Source organism: Achromobacter sp. MFA1 R4, assembly GCF_900156745.1.
In the GTDB taxonomy this organism is placed as follows: Bacteria; Pseudomonadota; Gammaproteobacteria; order Burkholderiales; family Burkholderiaceae_B; genus Achromobacter.
Genome location: NZ_LT707065.1, coordinates 4,352,462 through 4,372,550, shown reverse-complemented (window position 1 = coordinate 4,372,550; position 20,089 = coordinate 4,352,462). Strand labels below are relative to the sequence as shown.

19 protein-coding genes are annotated in these 20,089 nt (G+C 67.0%); 3 read left to right on the top strand and 16 right to left on the bottom strand.

All coding sequences use genetic code 11. The annotated features are described in order from the left end of the window. Window positions 1–28: 28 nt before the first annotated feature. From acpS to BXA00_RS19990, 8 genes are all read right to left on the bottom strand, one after another. Complete coding sequence (gene acpS, locus BXA00_RS20025) at window positions 29–457, bottom strand: holo-ACP synthase (protein WP_076522025.1); 429 nt, start codon at window positions 455–457, stop codon at window positions 29–31. 47 nt (window positions 458–504) lie between these two features. Then, a complete protein-coding gene (gene pdxJ, locus BXA00_RS20020) occupies window positions 505–1,245 on the bottom strand; it encodes a pyridoxine 5'-phosphate synthase (protein ID WP_076520181.1) in 741 nt (246 codons plus the stop codon). After that, entirely contained in the window at window positions 1,242–2,735 is a 1,494-nt protein-coding gene (locus BXA00_RS20015) for an efflux transporter outer membrane subunit (RefSeq protein WP_076520180.1), read from the bottom strand. The genes pdxJ and BXA00_RS20015 overlap by 4 nt, the downstream gene beginning before the upstream one ends. Next, window positions 2,732–5,962, bottom strand: coding sequence for an efflux RND transporter permease subunit (locus BXA00_RS20010; protein ID WP_076520179.1), 3,231 nt, complete (start codon window positions 5,960–5,962; stop codon window positions 2,732–2,734). The genes BXA00_RS20015 and BXA00_RS20010 overlap by 4 nt, the downstream gene beginning before the upstream one ends. Window positions 5,963–6,027: 65 nt before the next feature. Then, complete coding sequence (locus tag BXA00_RS20005) at window positions 6,028–7,308, bottom strand: efflux RND transporter periplasmic adaptor subunit (RefSeq protein WP_076520178.1); 1,281 nt, start codon at window positions 7,306–7,308, stop codon at window positions 6,028–6,030. A 209-nt stretch (window positions 7,309–7,517) separates the two neighbouring features. Beyond that, entirely contained in the window at window positions 7,518–8,030 is a 513-nt protein-coding gene (locus tag BXA00_RS29275; protein ID WP_231952117.1) for a winged helix-turn-helix domain-containing protein, read from the bottom strand. 181 nt (window positions 8,031–8,211) lie between these two features. Further along, on the bottom strand, window positions 8,212–9,444 hold the full coding sequence (locus tag BXA00_RS19995) for a patatin-like phospholipase family protein (RefSeq protein WP_076520177.1): 1,233 nt from the start codon (window positions 9,442–9,444) through the stop codon (window positions 8,212–8,214). Window positions 9,445–9,489: 45 nt separating this feature from the next. After that, entirely contained in the window at window positions 9,490–10,086 is a 597-nt protein-coding gene (locus BXA00_RS19990) for a DUF4136 domain-containing protein (protein ID WP_076520176.1), read from the bottom strand. A 200-nt stretch (window positions 10,087–10,286) separates the two neighbouring features. Between BXA00_RS19990 and BXA00_RS19985 the strand changes: the two genes are divergently transcribed. Further along, complete coding sequence (locus BXA00_RS19985; protein ID WP_076520175.1) at window positions 10,287–11,081, top strand: TOBE domain-containing protein; 795 nt, start codon at window positions 10,287–10,289, stop codon at window positions 11,079–11,081. Between the two features lie 45 nt (window positions 11,082–11,126). Here BXA00_RS19985 and BXA00_RS19980 read toward each other — a convergent pair whose 3' ends face one another. The 8 genes from BXA00_RS19980 to BXA00_RS19950 form a co-directional block, all read right to left on the bottom strand. Next, a complete protein-coding gene (locus BXA00_RS19980) occupies window positions 11,127–11,813 on the bottom strand; it encodes an ATP-binding cassette domain-containing protein (protein ID WP_076520174.1) in 687 nt (228 codons plus the stop codon). Then, the gene (gene modB, locus BXA00_RS19975) at window positions 11,810–12,496 is read right to left on the bottom strand and encodes a molybdate ABC transporter permease subunit (protein WP_076520173.1); all 687 of its coding nucleotides are present in this window, start codon (window positions 12,494–12,496) and stop codon (window positions 11,810–11,812) included. The genes BXA00_RS19980 and modB overlap by 4 nt, the downstream gene beginning before the upstream one ends. A gap of 24 nt (window positions 12,497–12,520) precedes the next feature. Further along, window positions 12,521–13,279 (bottom strand): molybdate ABC transporter substrate-binding protein, encoded by a 759-nt coding sequence (gene modA, locus BXA00_RS19970; protein WP_076520172.1) that lies wholly within the window; start codon window positions 13,277–13,279, stop codon window positions 12,521–12,523. Window positions 13,280–13,408: 129 nt separating this feature from the next. Beyond that, a complete protein-coding gene (gene speD / locus BXA00_RS19965) occupies window positions 13,409–13,759 on the bottom strand; it encodes an adenosylmethionine decarboxylase (RefSeq protein ID WP_076520171.1) in 351 nt (116 codons plus the stop codon). Further along, entirely contained in the window at window positions 13,756–13,920 is a 165-nt protein-coding gene (locus BXA00_RS29115; protein ID WP_172805881.1) for a hypothetical protein, read from the bottom strand. The genes speD and BXA00_RS29115 overlap by 4 nt, the downstream gene beginning before the upstream one ends. 1 nt (window position 13,921) lies before the next feature. Continuing rightward, a complete protein-coding gene (locus tag BXA00_RS19960; protein ID WP_076520170.1) occupies window positions 13,922–15,397 on the bottom strand; it encodes a DUF4178 domain-containing protein in 1,476 nt (491 codons plus the stop codon). A gap of 6 nt (window positions 15,398–15,403) precedes the next feature. Beyond that, window positions 15,404–16,414: an SPFH domain-containing protein gene (locus BXA00_RS19955; RefSeq protein WP_076520169.1), complete on the bottom strand. Its 1,011-nt coding sequence runs from the start codon at window positions 16,412–16,414 to the stop codon at window positions 15,404–15,406. A gap of 39 nt (window positions 16,415–16,453) precedes the next feature. After that, window positions 16,454–16,840: a DUF350 domain-containing protein gene (locus BXA00_RS19950; RefSeq protein ID WP_076520168.1), complete on the bottom strand. Its 387-nt coding sequence runs from the start codon at window positions 16,838–16,840 to the stop codon at window positions 16,454–16,456. 89 nt (window positions 16,841–16,929) lie between these two features. On the opposite strand from BXA00_RS19950, the gene BXA00_RS19945 reads away from it, so the two are divergent. Next, on the top strand, window positions 16,930–18,441 hold the full coding sequence (locus tag BXA00_RS19945; protein WP_076520167.1) for a polyamine aminopropyltransferase: 1,512 nt from the start codon (window positions 16,930–16,932) through the stop codon (window positions 18,439–18,441). Further along, window positions 18,441–20,084 (top strand): NAD(P)/FAD-dependent oxidoreductase, encoded by a 1,644-nt coding sequence (locus BXA00_RS19940; RefSeq protein ID WP_076520166.1) that lies wholly within the window; start codon window positions 18,441–18,443, stop codon window positions 20,082–20,084. Before BXA00_RS19945 ends, BXA00_RS19940 begins: the two co-directional genes overlap by 1 nt. Window positions 20,085–20,089 lie beyond the last annotated feature (5 nt).

Below are 20,089 nucleotides of genomic sequence, written 5' to 3'. Positions count from 1 at the left end.
CGGCAAGCCGGCCGGGACGGACCCGGACTCAGGGCTTGCGTTCGACCACCACGTACGCGGCGGCCATATCGGATTCATCGGTAATGGAAACGTGGGCCGCCCCGAATCGCTCGGCATACCAGGCCAGCAGTTCGGGCGCGATCACCAGCACCGGACGGCCGCCCGGCGCGTTCAGCGTCTGCACGCGCCGCCACGTCATGGGCATGCGCATGCCCAGCCCGATCGCCTTGGAAAACGCTTCCTTGGCCGCAAAGCGGGTGGCCAGGAAACGCAGGCCGCGCACGGGATCGCGCGCGCGGCGGGCGTGGAACTTCTGGAGTTCCTCGGCGCCCAGGATCTTTTCGGCGAAGCGGTCGCCGTGGCGTTCGAGGGCGCGTTCGATGCGGTCGATCCGCAGCAGGTCCATGCCGATGCCGGCGATGGCCCCGGCGGGCGTGGCGGGGGAAGTGTCAGACATGGGCGTCGTCGGCAGGCTGGCGGTCAAAACGCGTCATGGGCCCGCGTTCAAAGCCCGCGCAGCGCTTGCAGGCGCGCTTGCACCATCAGCGCCTTCATGTCGCGCACGGCCTTTTCCCAGCCGTCGAAGATCGCCTGCGCCACGATGGCGTGGCCGATATTGAGCTCGGAAATGCCGGCCACCGCGGCCACAGGCTTGACGTTGCCGTAGTGCAGGCCGTGTCCGGCGTTCACGCGCAGGCCGTGGCGCAGCCCTTCGACCACCGCCAGGCGGATGCGCTGCAGTTCCGCCTCGGCGGCCTCGCCTTCGGCTTCGGCATAGGCGCCGGTATGCAGCTCGATCACGGGCGCGCCGGCCTTGGCCGCGGCGGCGATCTGCACGGGGTCCGGATCGATGAACAGCGACACGCGGATGCCGGCTTCGGTCAGCAGGGCCACGGCGTCGGAAACCGGGCCCATGGCGCCCGCCACTTCCAGCCCGCCCTCGGTCGTGAGCTCGGTGCGCTTTTCGGGCACCAGGCAGACGTCACTGGGTTTGACCGCGCAGGCGATTTCCAGCATTTCAGGAGTGACCGCGCATTCGAGGTTCATGCGGGTGCGCAACTGCGGGCGGATCGCATAGACGTCGGCGTCCTGGATGTGGCGCCGGTCTTCGCGCAGATGCAGCGTGATCAGGTCGGCCCCGGCGTCTTCGGCGCGCAGCGCGGCGGCGATCGGGTCGGGATACGCCGTGTGGCGCTGCTGCCGCAGCGTGGCGACGTGATCGATGTTTACACCAAGTTCCATCATTGCACTTTCGTTGTTTCTTCCCAGCCGCCGCCCAGCGCCTTGTAGAGCTCCACGCGGTTGATGAGCGCGGCCAGGCCGGTCTGCACCAGCGACAGTTGGGCGTTGAAAAAGTCCACCTGCGCGGTCTGGACCTGCAGGTAGCTGTCGATACCGTTGGTATACCGCAAATTCGACAACTCCAGCGTGCGCGCCGAGGAATCCTGCAACGCGCGCTGGGCGTCGAGCTGCGCCCCATACGTGGCCTCGCCCGCCAGCGCGTCCGACACCTCGCGGAATGCCTGCTGGATGGTCTGTTCGTATTGCGCCACCGCGATATTGTCGCGCGCCTTGGCCAGGCTCAGTCCCTCGCGGATGCTGCCGCCGGCAAAGAGCGGCGTCGTGATGGACGGCGAGAAGCTCCAGTAGCCCTGGCCGCCCTTGAACAGGTCGCCCAGCGACGGACTGGCCACGCCCAAGAGGCCCGTCAACGAGATGGTCGGGAAAAACGCCGCCCGCGCCGCGCCAATGTTGGCGTTGGCGGAGAGCAGCTGGTTTTCGGCCGCCGCGATGTCGGGCCGGCGTTCCAGCAGGTCGGACGGCAGGCCGGACGGCACCGAGGCCAGCAGCTGGTCGCGTCCGAATTCGGCGGGCGCAGGCAGCGTGTCGGGCAACGGCGTGCCTACCACCAGCACCAGCGCGTTCATGGCCTGCGCGCGGGCGCGGGCCAGTTGCGCCAGGTCCGCCGAGGCCGTGTCCAGCAGGGACTTGGACTGGTTCAGGTCCAGCTCGGAGGCCACGCCGCCGTCGAAGCGGCGCTTGACCAGGTCATAGGATTCCTGGCGCGACGCCAGCGTGCGCTGGGTGAGGTCGAGCTGGACTTCGGCCGCGCGCAGGTTGAAATACGACTGCGCGACCGAGCCGACCAGCGAGATCTGCACGGTCTTTTGCGCCTGCTCCGTCGACAGGTATTGCTGATACGCCGCCTCGGACAGGTTGCGCAGGCGGCCGAACAGGTCGATCTCGAACGTGGTCAGGCCGATCCCGGCCTGGTACGAACTGCTGATCGAACTGGCGTCCGAGCCGCCCTGCCGCATGTTGGCCGGCAGATGCTGGCGCTGGCCCTGGATGCCGGCGCCGATGCTGGGCCATTGCGCCCCGCGCTGGATGCCGTACTGCGCCCTCGCCTCTTCGACGCGCTGCACCGCCACGCGCAGGTCGCGGTTGTTGACCAGCGCCAGTTCGATCAGGGCTTGCAGGCGCGGATCGCGGAAGAACTCGCGCCAGCCCAGGTCCGCGGCCGGCGTGCCCGCTTCCGGCACGACGTCGGAGGCCGGCTGCGTGCCCAGCGTGGTCGAGCGCGAGTACGCGCCGAACTGCACCTTGGGCTGGTCGGGCCACGTCGCGCTGATGGGCGCCTCGGGCCGCTTGTAGTCGGGAGCCAGCGAGCAGCCGGCCAACGCCACCGCCACCAGGGCGGACAAGGCGGTCTGTTTGAACATCAGGGCTTTCATTCCTTGCCCTCCTGGCCACCGGTGGGTTGTGCGGTCTGCGGCGTCGCGGGGGCAGCGGCCTGTTCGGCCTGCGCCTTCTTGGCGGCCTGTTCTTCCTCGAAGGCGCGCAGCTCGGCGCCCAGCAGGCGCGGGCGCGTCTTGAAGAGGCCCAGCACGACCACAAAGAACGTCGGGACGAAGATCACGGCGAACGGCGTGGCGGCCAGCATGCCGCCCAGCACGCCCAGGCCCACCGCGCGTTGGCTGGCCGCGCCCGCGCCGGTGGCCATCGCCAGCGGGATCACGCCCAGGATGAACGCCAGCGAGGTCATCAGAATCGGCCGGAACCGCAATCGCGCGGCCTCGACCGCGGATTCGTACAGGCCCATGCCGCGCGCGTACTGGTCCTTGGCGAATTCCACGATCAGAATCGCGTTCTTGGCCGCCAGCCCGATCACGGTCACCATCCCGACCTGGAAGTACACGTCGTTGGACATGCCCAGCGCGCTGACCAGCGCCACCGCGCCCAGCATGCCCAGCGGCACCACCAGCATGACGGAGATGGGGATGGCCCAGCTTTCATACAGCGCGGCCAGCACCAGGAACACGACCAGCAGCGACAGGCCCATCAGGATGGGCGCCTGGTTGCCGGCTTGCCGCTCCTGGTAGGACAGGCCCGTCCACTCGTAGCCGAAGCCCTGCGGCAACTGTCCGACCAGGCGTTCCATTTCCGCCATGGCCTCGCCGGTGGTGTAGCCCGCGGCCGAGCTGCCGCCGATACGCATCGACTCGTAGCTGTTGTAGCGCACGACCTGCACCGGGCCCTGGACCCATTCGGCCGTCACGAACGTGGACAACGGCACCATCCCGCCCTGCGTGTTGCGCGCGTTCAGCTTGAGCACGTCGGAAAGCTGCATGCGGTACGGCGCGTCGGCCTGGACCCAGATGTTCTGCATCCGGCCCATGTTCGGGAACTTGCTCAGGTAGGCCGAGCCGACCGCCGTGGAGATCAGCGACGCGGCCTCGTTGAAGTCCACGCCCAGGGCGGCCGCCTTGTCGCGGTCGATGTTCAGGCTGAGCTGCGTGCCCGCCGCCAGGCCCGTGATGCGGACCTGCGACAGCACCGGGCTCTTCATGGCTTCGCCCATCAACTGGGCCGTGGCCGCGGCCAGCGCGTCGGTGCCGGCCGAACCGCGATCCTGCAGGCGCAGGTCGAAGCCGGTGGCGTTGCCCAGCGACGAGATGGCCGGCGGCACCAGCGTGAACACCTGCGCGTCATGGATGCCCATGAGCTGCTTTTCGAACGCCGTGAAGGCGATTGCGCCGGCGGAATCCTTGCGTTCCTTGCGGTCCTTGAAGTCCTTGAGCGTGGTGAACGCGATGGCGGCGTTCAGGCCGTTGCCGTTGAAGCTGTAGCCCTGCACGGCGATGATGTTTTCGACCGCCGGGATGCTCTGGAAGTACTTTTCGACCTGTTCGATGACCTCGACGGTGCGGTTGGCGCTGGCGCCGGTGGGCAGTTCGATGTTGCTGACCACATAACCCTGGTCTTCCTCGGGCAGGAACGACGACGGCAGGCGCAGGTACAGCCAGCCCAGCAGCAGGACCAGCACCAGGAAGACCAGCATCATGCGGCCGCCCTTGTGCAGGATGCGCGACACCCAGTTCTGGTAGCCGTGGGTGGTGGCATCGAACTTGCGGTTGAACCAGCCAAAGAACCCCTTCTTGTCCTCGTGGTGGCCCTTGGGCACCGGCTTGAGGATCGTGGCGCACAGCGCCGGCGTGAAGGTCAGCGCCAGCAGCGCCGAAAAGAAGATGGACACGGCCATGGCGACCGAGAACTGCCGGTAGATCACGCCCACCGACCCGCTCATGAAGGCCAACGGCAGGAACACGGTCACCAGCACCAGCGTGATGCCGATGATGGCCCCGCTGATCTGCGGCATCGCTTTCTTGGTGGCCTCCTTGGGCGGCAGGCCCTCGGTGGCCATGATGCGCTCGACGTTCTCGACGACCACGATGGCGTCGTCCACCAGGATCCCGATCGCCAGCACCATCGCGAACATGGTCAGCACGTTGATCGAGAACCCGAACGCCAGCATCACCGCGAACGACCCCAGCATGGCCACCGGCACCACCAGTGCCGGGATCAGCGTGTAACGCACGTTCTGCAGGAACAGGTACATCACCAGGAACACCAGCACCATGGCTTCGGCCAGGGTGTGCAGCACCTGCTCGATCGACACCTTCACGTAGGGCGCGGTGTCATACGGCACGGAGTACTGGATGTTGCCCGGGAAGTACTTGGACAGCTCTTCCATCTGCTGGCGCACGCCTTGCGCCGTGGCCAGCGCATTGGCATTGGGCGACAGCACGATGGCGAAGGCCGCCGTCGGCTTGCCGTTCAGGCGGGCGCCAAACTGGTAGTTGTCGGCCCCCACTTCGATCCGGGCGACGTCGCGCAGCAGCACCTTGGAACCGTCGGTATTGGCGCGCAGGACGATCCTGCCGAATCCGTCCACCGTGCTGAGCTGGCCGTTGGCCGTGACGGTGGCGGTGATGCGTTGCGATTCCGGATTGGGCGGCGCGCCGATGCTGCCGCCGGAGATCAGCACGTTCTGGCCGGCGATGGCGTTGTTGACCTCGGCCATGCTGAGGTTAAAGCCCACCAGCTTGGCCGGGTCCACCCAGATGCGCATTGCGCGCGGCGCGGCGAAGAGCTGGAACTGGCCCACGCCCGGCACGCGCGAAACCGGGTTCTGCACGTTGCGGGTGATGTAGTCGGCCAGCGCCGTCTGGTCCAGCGAGCCGTCGGGGGACGACAGCGTCACGATCATCAGGAAGCCGGTACTCGTCTGCTCGTACTGCAGGCCCTGCTGCTGCACCGCGCCGGGCAATTGCGCGATCACGTTGGACACGCGGTTCTGCACGTCCACCTGCGCCAGGTCGGGATTGGTGCCCGGCGCGAAGGTGGCGGTGATGGTCGAGGTGCCGTAGGAATCGCTGACGGACTCGTAGTAGATCAAGCCCTTGGCGCCGTTGAGCTGGTCTTCGATGATGCTGGTGACCGACTCGGCCACTTCCTTGGCCGAGGCCCCGGGGTAGGTGGCGGTGATCGTGATGGCCGGCGGCGCCACGTCCGGGTACTGCGCGACCGGCATGTTCGGGATGGCCAACACCCCCGCCAGCAGAATGAATAGGGCAACTACCCAGGCGAAAATTGGTCGATCGATGAAAAATTGCGGCATGTGGGCTGACTCTGAAAGCGATGCTCACCAAAGAGGAACGCGGCGCCTGCTGCGCCGCGTGCCGCTTACGATTTCTGGCCTGCGGCCTTGTCCTGCTGGGCAGGCTCGGCCGGCTTGGCGCCGGGCTGGGGGGTGGATTCGGCGGGCTTGGTGCCGGCTTCAGCGGGCTTGGCGCCGGCTTCAGCAGGCTTGGCGCCCTGTTCTGCGCCTCCCCGGTTCCATTGGCTGACCTGAACCGGCGCGCCGGGACGAATCTTCTGGAACCCTTCCACCACGACCACATCGCCGGCCTTCAGGCCGCTGGTGACCAGCCAGTTGTTGTTCAAGGCGCCGCCGGTGGTGACGGGCACCTGCGCAATCTTGTTGTCGCGCACGAGCATCAGGCTCTGCTTGCCATCCGCCGTGCGCTGCAGCGCCTGCTGGGGAACCATCAGCGCGCTGTCGTCGAAGCCCTGCTCCAGCCGCACCCGGACATACATGCCGGGCAACAGGATGGCGTCGGGATTGGGAACTTCGGCGCGCAGGTTCACCTGGCCCGTGGTCGGATCGACGGTGATGCCCGTGAACAGCAGCTTGCCGGGGTGGTCGTATTCGGTGCCGTCCTCGAGCACGACGGTTGCGCGAGCCGCATCCTGGCCGACCTGCTGCAGGCGGCCGCTGGCGAAGGCGCGGCGCAGCGCGGCGAGGTCCGTGGTGGATTGCGTGAAGTCGACGTAGATGGGGTCGAGCTGCTGCACCGTGGCCATCTGCGTGGCGGAGGTGGATTCGACCAGCGCGCCTTCGGTCACGAGCGGCTTGCCGATGCGTCCGGTGATGGGCGACGTGACGTCCGTGTAGCCGAGGTTGATGGCGGCGTTGTCCTGCGCGGCCTTCGCGGCCGCGACGGCCGCGTCGGATTGGCGATAGGATGCCACGGCGTTGTCATATTCCTGCTTGCTGACGGCGTTGGCCTTGACCAGCGGCGCATAGCGGTCGGCCAGCAGCTTGGCGCTGAACAGGTTGGCCTGCGCCTGCTTCAACTGCGCCGTCGCCTGATCGTAGGCGGCCTTGTAGGGCGCCGGGTCGATCTTGAACAGCAACTGGTTTTCCTTGACGTCGCCGCCCTGCTCGAACGCGATGCGTTGGACGATGCCGGTGACGCGGGCGCGGATCTGCGCGTCGCGCACGGCGTCCACGCGGCCCGGCAATTCGGAGACGATGGGCGCGCGCTGGGGCTGCACGGTGATGACGCTGACCTGTGGCATGCCCGGGTTCATTTGGGGTCTTTCACCGCACCCCGCCAACATCAGCGCGAGGACGCCACCGGAAAAAGCCAGACCCGAAAATCGTTTAGGCGAAAACCGCATTGAAACCCCCGCGTAGCGAAATGAACCGCGTCGTGAAATTGCGTCAAGTCATGGCAGCGGTTCGATCGTGCCGGCAGGCAGGGATCAAAACATGACCAAGCGTCACCAACGACACGTGAATAGCCCAGTAATGTAACTCAGTTATTGGGGAAATCACGTACTTTCGGGCGTTTCGGGGGAACTTTCAGAAGTAAATCCGCAACAATTTTCTAGTCGGTGGACAGCTCCCGAAGGTTGCCGAGAAACGCGTAGCCCACCCCATGGACGGTGTGCAGCGGCAGCCGCAAACCGGCCTGCCGCACCTTGCCGCGCAGCCGGCAGATCGCGACGTTGAGGGACCGCATGTTCAGTCCGCTGCGGATGGCCTTGAGTTCATCGCGCACCAGTTCGCGGCGCGGATTCTTTACCAGGCAGGCGAAGCAGGCGCGTTCGATCTCGGTGAGGTCCAGGCGCGCGCCGCTGGGCATCTGCAAGGTCCAGCCCCAGTAGAGCAGGCTCCACCAGCCATCGCCGGGATCATGGCCGGCGCCGGTCCGCCGGCGGGCTGGCGTCTGGATTCGACAGGCATCGCCGGCGGGCGCGTGCCGCCGGGCGGAACGCGGGCCCGCGAGACCGGAGGCAACGTCGGGGGCAAGATCGGCAGCAACATCGAGGGCAACATCGGGAGCAACATCGAGCGCAACAACGGCGGCAAGAACGGGTGCAAGAACGGGGGCATCCAAGACGGTTCTCCAAGGGGACGGCTGCCGGCATGCGGTGGCGGACGGTCCCGAAACAAGGTTGCGGTTTGTCCCGCAAGACTACCGCCAAGGCGCGGTCCCCAGCCTGCCGACGCTCACCTTTCAGACCAATCCTACAAACCGCCCGCAAGTAGCGGTGGCGCCCCCCGCGCCGTCATGAATGTCATGAATGCTTGGTGCCGTTGCGATGGATATCGTGCGTGACAAAACAGCTGTCCTGCGTGGGCCGGGCCAGGATGCCCGGTTTCTGCAGGGTGCGGCGGATGTCGGCGAGTCCGGATTCCCAGTGCTCGCGCATCGCCTCGGTGCCGAATTCGTAGTCCTTGGAGTAGCGCTCCAGGTGCTTGGCTTCGTAGATGAGGTTGATGATGTTGGTGGCCGGCGTGTGCGACAGCTTGCGGATGTCGGCAAGGTCCGGCGCCGCGCGATCGGCTTCGGGCAGACGTTCAAGCAGACGCTGCAGGCCATGGCGCAGCTTGAGCACACGCCGCAACTGGTCGGTGACCAGCCGGGTGCGGCTGGAATACTGGATGTCCTTCTGCCGTTCGGCCACCTCTTCCAGCGACGTGGGCAGGGCGCCGCGCGCGGGCCAGAGGTCCACCTGGAAGGCCAGCGTGTCGCGCATGTTTTCGGTGGTCAGCACCTGCGCGAGCGGCGTATTGGACACGACGCCGCCGTCCCAATAGTGCTGGCCCTCGATCTCCACTGACGGAAATCCCGGCGGCAAGGCGCCCGAGGCCATGATGTGCTCGGGTCCCAGCGTGCGCTCGGTGCTATCGAAGTACGCGAAATTGCCCGACTGCACGTTGACGGCGCCAAAGCTGGCCCTCACCGCGCCGCTGTTGAGCACATCGAAGTCCACGAACTGGCGCAAGGTATCGGCCAGCGGCGAGGTGTCGTAGAAACTGGTGGAGGCGGCCCCGCGTCCCCGGACCATGTAGGGCGGCGGAAAGCGCGGCTTGAAAAAGCCCGGCTGGCCCGTCAGCAGCGCCTGCAGCGCCGACACCTGCCCGTTCATGGCAGGCGAGCCGAAGCCGAACGGAACGCCCTCGAACATGCGCCCCAACGACTCGCCCCACGGCATCGACGCAAACCCGCTGGGCCGGCAGATGCTTTCCCAGAAGCCGCGCAGGCGGTCGACCCGCTCGTCTTCCGGCGAACCGGCGATGATGGCCGCGTTGATGGAACCGATGGAGATCCCGGAAATCCAGGTGGGCCGGATGCCGGCCTCGTGCAGGCCCTGGTACACCCCCGCCTGGTACGACCCGAGCGCCCCGCCGCCCTGCAGCACGAGCGCAACGGTGTCGTAGTGCGGCATTTCCTGGGAGTCTTTGGGGTCTTTGGCGTTTTCGGTGTCTTTGGTGTCTTCGTTGCGGGCCTTGGGGCGTACAGTCATGCGGCGTCCTATCACACTTGGTCCAACGCGGGATCCGATGCGGGTCTAGCGTTTAGTCTTGTCGGGAACCTGCGGCGCGGCAACGCCGGCGCGGAAGGGGTACTTGGCGAAGACTTCCGCCACGACCTTGTTCACGTTCTCGGACGACCCGGCGCTGGAGGGGTTCTGGATTTCACCCACCGCGACGCCTTCCCAGACCAGTTGCCGGCGGCGCGCGTCCACGAGATCGATGCTGAGCGTGCCTTCGGTATATTGATAGACGTCGTCGCCCCACCCGTAGCCTGGCCAGCCGCCGTAGAAGCCCGCGCGGTAGCCGTAGTAGGGACCCATGGGCGCGGGTCCGGGCACGACCTCGGTCTGTTGCTGGAGCTTGGCGCCAAAATTGACCAGCAGGTCGGGATTGGTGGCACTGTACGTATAGCCGCGCATTTCCATCTGGCCGCGCGTGGCGCTCTTTAACCGTTCGGTCAGCAAGGTGTTGTAGCCCGCCTTGTCCGTACCCAGCGGCGTCATGTAGCCGAAAGTCCGGTACTGCGCAAAATCAGCCTGGTGGTCATAATCGCTCTTGACCGTGGGGCCAGAGGCGCAGGCCGCCAGTAATGCCGTCATGGAACCCGCCGTCAGCAATTTCAACGCTTTCATGTCGATCTCTCCGTGAGTTCAAGGCCAGAACATAGTGCCGCGAAGCCACCAAAGTTTCAACAGAATCTCATTCGCAACCCCGGCCACCGCGCAAGGGGTTGCGAAATGGCCGGTTCATGAGCACCCCGGCCGCCCTCGCTCGCGCCGGTCCATTACACTTCCCGACGCTCCCTGCCATGGATAACGACACCCCCCACACCATGCTCGAACTCGACGGCTCTATTTGGTTTCGCTCCGGCGCCCAGACCTGGGGCGGAAAGAACCGCATCGACCTGCTGGCGCAGATCGATGCCACCGGTTCGATCACGGCGGCGGCGCGCGCCGTGGGCATGAGCTACAAGGGCGCGTGGGACGCGATCGACGCCATGAACAACCTGGCCGGCGAGCCGCTGGTGCTGCGGGCGGCGGGCGGCAAGGGCGGCGGCGGCACGCGGCTGACCGACAGGGCGCGCCGCCTGATCGCGACCTTCCGGGCGCTCGAGGCCGAGCATCGCAAGTTCATGGACAACCTGACGCGCGCGGGGCAGGATGCCAGCGGCGACATCGACCTGATGAGGCGATTCATGCTCAAGACCAGTGCACGCAACAAGTTCCTGGGCACCGTCATCGAGATCCGAGAAGGCGCGGTGAACGACGAAGTGCTGCTGCGCATCGCCGGCGGCCATGCCGTCACGGCCACCATCACGCGGGAAAGTACGAAAGAGCTGGGCCTGGCGGTGGGCAAGGAAGCCATTGCGCTGGTCAAGGCGTCGTCGGTCATCGTCGGCGCCCCCGGCCCCGGCCTGCGGCTCTCGGCCCGCAACCAGTTGCTGGGCCGCATCGCCGAGCTGCGCCCGGGCGCGGTCAACACCGAAATCCTGATCGACATGGACGGCGGCGCCACGCTGGCGGCCATTGTCACGAACGAGAGCGCAACGGACCTGCAGCTCGGCGTCGGCGCGCCGGCCGTGGCCATCTTCAAGGCATCCAGCGTGATCCTGGGCGTGCTGGACTAGCCCCTTCCCGCAGGCAGCCAGAGGGCCTTGCGCCGCCCGGGCCGGTCAGAGGCCCACGCGTTCGTCGCCGCGGCCCACCCTGCCCTCGCGCACCTGGAACACCTCATCAGCCAGCGCCTCCACATCGGCCGGATCGTGCGTAATCAGAAGCATCGGCACGTCCAGCTGCCGTTGCAGCGCGTCCAGTTCCTGGCGCATCTTGCCGCGCAGTTGGGAGTCCAGCGCGGAAAAGGGTTCGTCCAGCAACAGGATGTCGGGCTGCAGCATCAGCGCCCGCGCCAGCGCCACGCGCTGCTTCTGCCCGCCCGAGATTTCGTTGGGATAGCTGCCCACGATGGCGCCCAGCTCGAACGCATCCACCCAGCGCCGCGCCTCGCGCGTCGCCTCGCGTCGGCGCGGATTGAGCCAGCCGCGGCGCAGGCCGAAGGCGATGTTCTGCGCCACGGTCAGGTGGGGAAACAACGCGTAGTCCTGGAAAAGGTAAGCCACGCGGCGCGACCGGGCCGGCAGGCAGATGCCGGCCTGGCTGTCGAACAGCACCCGGCCGTTGATCTCGATGCGCCCGGCGTCCGGACGCAGCAGCCCGGCCACGGCCCGCAGCGTCAGGCTCTTGCCCGCGCCCGACGGGCCGAAGAGCGCGATGCGCTTGGCGGACGAACTGAATTGCACGTCCAGGTCGAATCTGCGGTCGCCCGACACCATGGTCTTGCGCACCTGGATGTCCACGCTCATCGCCCGCCTCCGTTGCGCTGGCCGGCGCCGATCGGCACGAGCTTGCCCGCGGCCAGCAGCACGACGACGCAGGTCACCGAGGTGACCAGCACCAGCATGTTGGCGGTGGCATCGTCGCCCGCCTGCACCGCTTCGTAGATGGCGACCGACAAGGTCTGCGTGCGGCCCGGCAGGTTGCCGGCGATCATGAGCGTGGCGCCGAACTCGCCCAGCGCGCGCGCAAACGCAAGCAGCACGCCGGCGGCGATGCCGCGGGCGGCCAGCGGCAGCGTCACGCGGAAGAACACCCCGGCCTCGCCCACGCCCAGCACCCGGGCCGCGTTCTCGAGCTGGCCGTCGACGTTTTCAAACGCGGCGCGGGCCGACTTGAACACCAGGGGAAAAGCCACCACGGACGCCGCGATCACGGCGCCCTGCCAGGTGAAGACCAGCTCGATGCCCCAGCCCGCCAGCGTCTCGCCGAGGATGCCGCGCCGGCCCAGCAGCACCAGCAGGTAATAGCCCAGCACGGTGGGCGGCAGCACCAGCGGCAACGTCAGGATGGCATCGAGCAGGTCGCGGCCGGGCCAGCGCCAGCGCGACAGGCCATAGGCCACGGCCGTGCCGGCAATGGCTGCCAATAGGGTGGCCCACCCGGCCACTTTCAGGGAAAGCAGCAGGGGAACCCAGACCGGATCACTCATCGATGCCTACGATTGAACAGGGACTCAAGGCTTCTGGAAGCCGTAGCGCGACAGTATCGCCTGGCCGGCGGGCGACAGCACATAAGCGACAAAGCTTTCGGCTTCCTTGGATGCGGCCTCGCGCGTGGTCAACGCGATGGGATAGGTCACCGGCGTCTGCGAGGGCACGCGCACGGCGATCTTGACCTTGCCCGGCATGATGGCCGCATCGGTCGCGAAGACGAAGCCGGCGTCGACCTCGCCGCGCGCCACGTAGTCCAGGCTCTGGCGCACGTTCTGGGCCAGCACGCTCTTGGCCTGCACCGCGTCCCACAGGCCCGCGGCCTGCAAGGCCGCCTGCGTGTAGCGCCCCACCGGCACCGAGGCGGGATTGCCATAGGCGATGCGTTTCACCTCGGCGCGCTCCAGATCCTTGAGCGCCGTGATGTTGGCCTTGCTGTCGGCCGGCACGATCAGCACGATCTGGTTGGCCGCGAAGTCCACGCGCGAGGCGGGCTTGACGGCCTTTTCCTCGACCGCCTTGTCCATCGCCTTCTGGTCGGCCGAGGCGAACACGTCCGCCGGCGCCCCCTTCACGATCTGCTGCAGCAGCACGTCGGACGCGCCGAAGTTCAGGATCACTTTGGTGCCCGCGTGCGCTTTTTCAAAGCCCTGCGCCACTTCCTTGAACGCGTTGGTCAGGCTGGCGGCGGCCGATACCACCAGCTCGCCGGCGCTGGCATGGCCGCTCCATGCGGCGGCAAGCGCCAGAGTCAGCGCAACGAGCGGGCGTTTGTACAACATGTCGTTCTCCTGGGGATAGGGGCGGTTCAGGATCGAAATATATCCAGGTATATAACGGTAGTCAATTTGCAGGGCGTGGCGTTTATGAAATATCAAGGGCAGTGTTTAGCCGAACGGCGCAGTGCGATGTCAGCCGCGCGCCACGGTAGTGACGCGCACCGCTTCGGGGGCCAGCGCGGCGCGCAGGAAGTCCAACGCCGCTTCGGGCCGGGCGGCGCCGCACATGAAGATGTCCAGGGCCGCGAACCGGTGCTCCGGCCAGGAATGGATGCTGATGTGGGATTCACTGAGCAGGATCACGCCCGTGACTCCCGCCCCTTCGCCGAAATGATGGAAATGCGCGCTCAGCACCTGCGCGCCCGCCGCGCGCGCCGCCGCGGTCATCTGCCGTTCCAGGGCGGGCGCGTCGGCCAGCAGGCCGGCCTCGACGCCGCGAAAGTCCGCCAGCACGTGCCGGCCCGGGGTGGCGTGCCCCGTCACTTGTGGGATCCGCCCGACGACCAGCCGGACCCGCCGGAATAACCGCCGCCCCAACTGCTGCCGCTGCCGCCGCCGACCAGGCGCGAGCCTGGCCCGCTGGCGCTGGTGGTGGCCAGCACGACCACCACCGCATAGATGGCATACAACACCTTGCCCTTCATGCTATTCGTCCTCGCCCATCAGCGTGTCGGCCAGCAGCGCCGGCACCCACAGAAACGCCATCCCGACCAGGACCGGAATGAAACGGCCGTCGAAGATGTTGTCGAAGTTCAGGAACACCATGGCGATCAGCGCCCCCTTGGCCCATTTGCGGTAGCCCCCGGCGGCCTTGGCGGTAGCGCCGGCCATGGCCTTCTGCCGGTTGAGTTCGGGCCGGTTGAACCATTGGGCCAGTTGCGCCGGCGACACCGGCGCCGACGCCGACCACCCCAGTTCCTTGTCGCCCAGCTCGCGCGTGAGCTTCAGCGTGCCGACCTTGTAATCGGTGATGCGCGTGCTGTCGCCGACCTTGACCCGCCAGTTGAAGGCGCCCAGCGCCATTTCCACGCGCGAGGTGTAGTCGTACAGCTTCTGGTACAGCCGGTTGCGCCACCGCACGCTGGTGGCGTTGTTGTGGCTGGGCCAGGTGTCGCAGACCTGCACGCGCTCCCACCCCTCTTCGGACTCCACCAGCCAGACGAATCCCTTGGCCGGATTGAACAGCAGGTACTCGGTCCAGCTGGAGGGCTCTTCGGGATCGGGGTCGGCGCACTTCATGAGGCCGATGAGGGTGCAGTCCACGCCCTCCATCTTTGCGACCGAGCCCAGCGCCAGCGTGGCCCGGATCTTCTGTACCCGGCGCGCCTTTTCGATGACTTCTGCCGTGGGGCCCGAGCAATCGACGGCCGCCGCGCACGAGGGGCAGACCACGTTCGTGGCCATCGCAGCGACAAAGGTGATCGGCGCGCCGCAATTGGGGCAATCCAGCGCCTTGATCTGGCCGCGGAAACGCCCGGCGGTCTCCTCGACCTGCTCCTTGGTGCGCAGCGACCCGGCCTGCATGGCCGCCAGGTCGAACGCCTTGCCGATGTAGAGCTCGGGCTGCGGGCCATCGGAAAAGTCCAGCGTCAGGAAGGCGTCCAGGCTCCGGTAGTCGGCCACCTTGGCCTGCCAGCCGTCGCCCGGCACGAACGGCAGCTCGCCCTGGGCGCCGCCGGCCTGGCTGGTGCGCACGTCCGCGGCCACGAAGCGCTGTCCGTCCAGCTTGAACTCGTCGCCCGGCGCGATGTCCTCGAACGCCGGCAGACTTTGCGTGGTCTTGGCCTGGCGCCGCCGCGTGACGGCGTACTGGCCCGAGGCGTCCGACAGCCAGCCATCGGTGCCATCCTCGAACCACAGATACCACTCGTTCCAGAAGCCTTCGTCAAAGCGCAGCTGGATGCGGCCGATGACGTCGAAGCGCTTGCCGTCGTGGACGCCCGCCGCGCCCAGGCACAGCGGCGAATAGTCTTCCAGGACGTCGGCCGCCTCGCCGATGCGTTTGACCGACTCGGCATCCTTGAGCAAGGTGCTGCGGCACGCGCCGCAGACCGCCATGACGGAAGCCGCGGACGTGAACTTGACTGGGGCGCCGCACTGCGGACACAGAACCTGCTGCATGGGGCCTTAGCTGGTGAGTTTCTTCAGCACGTCGGCCTTGGCCGTATCGTAGTCCGCCGCGGTGATGAGGCCCTTGTCCAGCAATTCCTTGAGTTGCTGCAGGCGCTGCACGGGATCGGCCTGCGCGGGCTGGGGCTGTTGGGGCGGCTGCCCGGGCTGCGGCTGGCCCAGCCCCTGCGCCATGGTCTGGCCCAGGGCGGCGCCCGCGGCCAGGCCAGCGCCGATGCCCGCGATGCCGCCTTCGTTCTGCGCGGCCAGCGGGATGGACGTCGCGGTCTGGTACTGCGTGAACTTGCCCAGGTCGCCGGCCATGCCCATCGAGATCCGGGTGTCCAGCGCCTTCTGCAGTTCTTCGGGCAGCGACACGTTCTCGACGGTGAAGTTGTCGAGCTTGACGCCGTAGCGGTCGAATACGGGCGCGAGCTGCTCGGCGATGCTCTGCGACATCAGGCCCTGGTTGGCGGCCATGTCCAGGAACGGCACTTTGGCGCCGCCCAGCGCGGTCGTCATGGCGGCCACCACCATGTTGCGAAGCTGCGCCTCCAGGTCGTCCACGGTGTAGACGTCGCGCGTGCCGCTGATTTCGCGGTAGAACTTGCCGGGGTCGGCGATCTGGTACGAGTACACGCCGAAGGCACGCAGGCGCACCATGCCGAATTCGCTGTCGCGCAGGGTCACCGGCTGGGCCGTGCCCCAGCGGCGGCCAAGCTGCAGGCGCGTGCTGAAGAAGATCACGTCCGACTTGAAGGGCGACTCGAAGAGCTTGTCCCAGTTCTTCAGGTAGGTCAGGATCGGCAGCGTCTGCGTGGTCAGCTTGTACATGCCGGGGCCGAACACGTCGGCCACCTTGCCTTCGTTGACGAACACCGCCATCTGCGATTCGCGGACGGTCAGGCTGGCGCCGTACTGGATTTCAAAATCCTGCATCGGATGGCGCCAGGCGAGCACGCCGTCGCGATCCTCGTTCCATTGCAGGATGTCGATGAATTGCTTGCGAATGAATGAACCGAGACTCATGGAAAGTCCTCCTGTGTCGGATCGGATGGCGCGGCGGCCTCAGGTCAGGCAGGCGGCGTTGACGATGCCCGCCGCCAGGGAAATCGCGCCGAGCAGGCCGCCCATGGCGATGTTGTTTTCCACGATGGCGTCGTTCATGCCGCGTATGGCATTGGCCACGACGACGTAGACGACGATCTGCACCACCATCGCCGCCACGCCCCAGACCAGGAACATGACGAAGCTGGCGTGGATCGCGATGCTGGACGCCAGCGTGAGGCTGAAACCGACCAGCGCGCCGCCATAGGACATGGCCGCGGCGATATTGCCCTCGCGGACGAGGTCGAACTCCTTGTAGCGCGTGACGGCCGTGTAGACCGCCGTAAACACGCCCAGCATGACGAGCGCCGAAACGATATAGATCAGATAGGTCACCGCCGGATGCATTGCTTCTCCCATTGCCAGCCTCCCAATTGCGCGCAGTATATACGTGGCGTTCGATATACTGCGAACGCATTTTTCGGCTCGGACACTCCATGCGCGACCGCGTTCTCATTCTCTCGGTATTAATCGTTGCATCCTGCGGTTTGGGCTACGAGCTCATCAGCAGCGCGCTCGCCAGCTATTTACTGGGGGATTCGATCCTGCAGTTCTCGTCGGTGATCGGGTGCTATCTCTTCGCCATGGGCATCGGTTCATGGTTGTCAAAATATGTAAGAGACGAAGACGTTCTGAATCGCTTCATCGACGTGGAGCTGCTGGTCGCGCTGCTGGGCGGGGTGTCCGCCGCGGTGCTTTTCCTGGTGTTCGCGTGGCTGTCCGCGCCCTTTCGCGCGGCGTTGTATGTCGGCGTCTTCATCATCGGCCTGATGGTCGGCATGGAGATCCCGCTGGTGATGCGCGTCTTCAACCAGCGCAAGGCGGAGTTCCGCGAAATCGTCAGCCGCGTGCTGACCTTCGACTACCTGGGTGCCCTGGCGGTGTCGCTGGTCTTCCCCCTGCTGCTCGCGCCCAAGCTGGGGCTGCTGCGCACGAGCTTCCTGTTTGGCATCCTGAACGCCAGCGTGGCGCTGTGGACGACCTGGCTGTTCCGCGCCGAGGTCACCCGCCCCGGCGAAAAGGCCATGCGCGCCGGCGTGGTGATCGGCATCCTGGGGCTGGGCTTCGTGTATTCGGGCAGCATGACCGCCTGGGCCGAGAAGGGACTATATGGCGATGACGTCATTCATGCCGAGACCACGCAATACCAGCGCCTGGCCGTGACGCGCTGGCACGACGACCTGCGCCTGTACATCAACGGCAATCTGCAGTTCTCGTCGCGCGACGAACATCGTTATCACGAATCGCTGGTGCATCCCGGCCTGCAGGCGCTGCCCTGGGCGCGCAACGTGCTGGTGCTGGGCGGCGGCGACGGCCTGGCCGTGCGCGAGATCCTGAAATACAAGCACATCGAGCACGTCACGCTGGTGGACCTGGACCCCGCCATGACGAATCTCTTCTCGCGCTCCGAGCCGCTGGTCAAGCTGAACGAAGGCGCCTTGAAAGACCCTCGCGTGACGGTCATCAACGACGACGCGGGCCGCTGGCTGGAGACGCATGCCGAGGTCTACGACTTCATCGTGGTGGACTTTCCCGATCCGTCCAACTTCGGCCTCGGGCGCCTGTACTCAGTGCCCGTCTATCACCTGATGGCGCGTCACCTGGCCGAAAACGGCTACCTGGTCGTGCAGTCCACGTCGCCCTACTTCGCGCCCCGCTCGTTCTGGAGCGTGGACGCCACCCTCAAGGAAGCCGGCCTGAACACGTGGCCGTACCATGTGTACGTGCCGTCGTTCGGCGACTGGGGCTTCATCCTGGCCAGCAAGCGGCGCGACTACACGCCGCCCGAGACGCTCACCGTGGCCACGCGCTACCTCGACCCGGTCACCGTGCGCGAACTCTTTCACTTTCCCGCCGACATGCCGGCGCTGGCCATGCCGCCCAACCGCCTGAATGAGCAATCGCTGGTGCGCTACTTCGACGAGGACTGGCGCAAGGTGATCCGCTGATGCGGCGCCGCAGCTTCCTGCTGGGCGCCGCCACGGCCGCCGCCGCGGGCTCCGTCGGCTACTGGCGCTCGCGCATCGTCGAGACCACGCCCGACGTGCGCTATCCGGGCATGCAGGCCGGGCACGCGCTGCGCGATGGCGCCGCCCTGCCGCAGCCGTCCGCCACGCGCCGGCATGAGGTCGCAATACTGGGCGCGGGGGTCGCCGGACTGTCCTGCGCCTGGAAACTGGCACGAGAAGGCTTTACCGATTTCGTCGTGGTGCAGGGCCCGGAATTCGGCGGCAACGCGGCGGCCGGCCAGCGTGACGGCCTGGACTATCCGCTGGGCGCGCATTACCTGCCGCTGCCCTCGCTGGCGTCCTCCCACGTGCGCGAGATGCTGGCGGACTTTGGCCTCATCGAACACGGCGCGGGCGAGGTGCGTCCGTACTACGACGAGTCCGTCCTGGTGCATTCGCCGCAGGAACGGCTGCTGCGCAACGGCCGCTGGGAAGAGCACCTGCTGCCCATGACCGGCGTGCCCGAGGCCGACGCCGCGCAGCATCGCCGGTTCCTCGAATACATCGAACGGCTGCGCACGCAAGTGGGCAGCGACGGCCGCAAGGTGTTCAGCATCCCGCTCGTCCTGTCGTCGCGCGATCCGGCCTGGCGCGCGCTGGACAACCTGACCTTCAAGCAGTGGCTGGATCGCGAAGGCTATACCTCGCCCGCCCTGCACTGGTATCTGAACTACTGCTGCCGCGACGACTACGGCGAACGCCACGGCGTGGTGTCGGCATGGGCCGGACTGCATTATTTCGCCAGCCGCGACGGCCATGCGGCCAACGCCGGCGAAGGCGCCGTGCTGACCTGGCCCGGCGGGCTGGCGGTCCTGGCCGACCGGATGCGCGACGCCATCACGCAACGGCTCGGCCACGCCGGCTGGCTGCTGCCGGGCACGGCGGCGCGCGTCCAGGAGCTGCCGGCCGGTCCGCGGGTCACGTGCCTGACGCCCGGACCGCAGGGCGACCCCCGCGCCTACGCCATCCAGACCCGCCGGACGGTCTGCGCCATGCCGCTCTTCGTGGCGCAGCACCTGCTGCCGGACATCCGCGCGTATGGATACGACCCCGCGGCGCACGCCGCCCCGCACGCGGCCTGGATGGTGTCGAACTTCGTCATGGAAGGCTATCCCGTCGAAGCGCCCGGCGAGCCCCTGTCGTGGGACAACGTGGTCTACCAGGGCGAGGCCCTGGGCTATGTGGTGTCCACCCATCAGTTGCTGCGGGTGGCGCGGCCCCCGCGCAGCGTCTTCACGGCCTATCACGCGCTGAGCGGCCAGACGCCGCGGGCCGCGCGCGACTGGCTGACAAGCGCCAGCCCGCAAGCGCTGCGCGACATGGCGGCCGTGGACCTGGTCGCGGCGTATGGCAAGGACTTCTGGCGCCACGCCCGCCAATTGGAAATCACCGTGCGCGGCCACGCCATGGCTACGCCAGTCTGCGGCTACCTGTCCAATCCAGGGCTGGCCGCGCTGCGGGCCGTGGACGGGCCGGTGCTGTTCGCGCACGCCGACCTGTCGGGGTATTCGGTCTTCGAGGAGGCCTCATGGTGGGGCGTCCAGGCGGCACGGCGTATCCTGGGGCACAAAGAACAAGGATGAAAAAA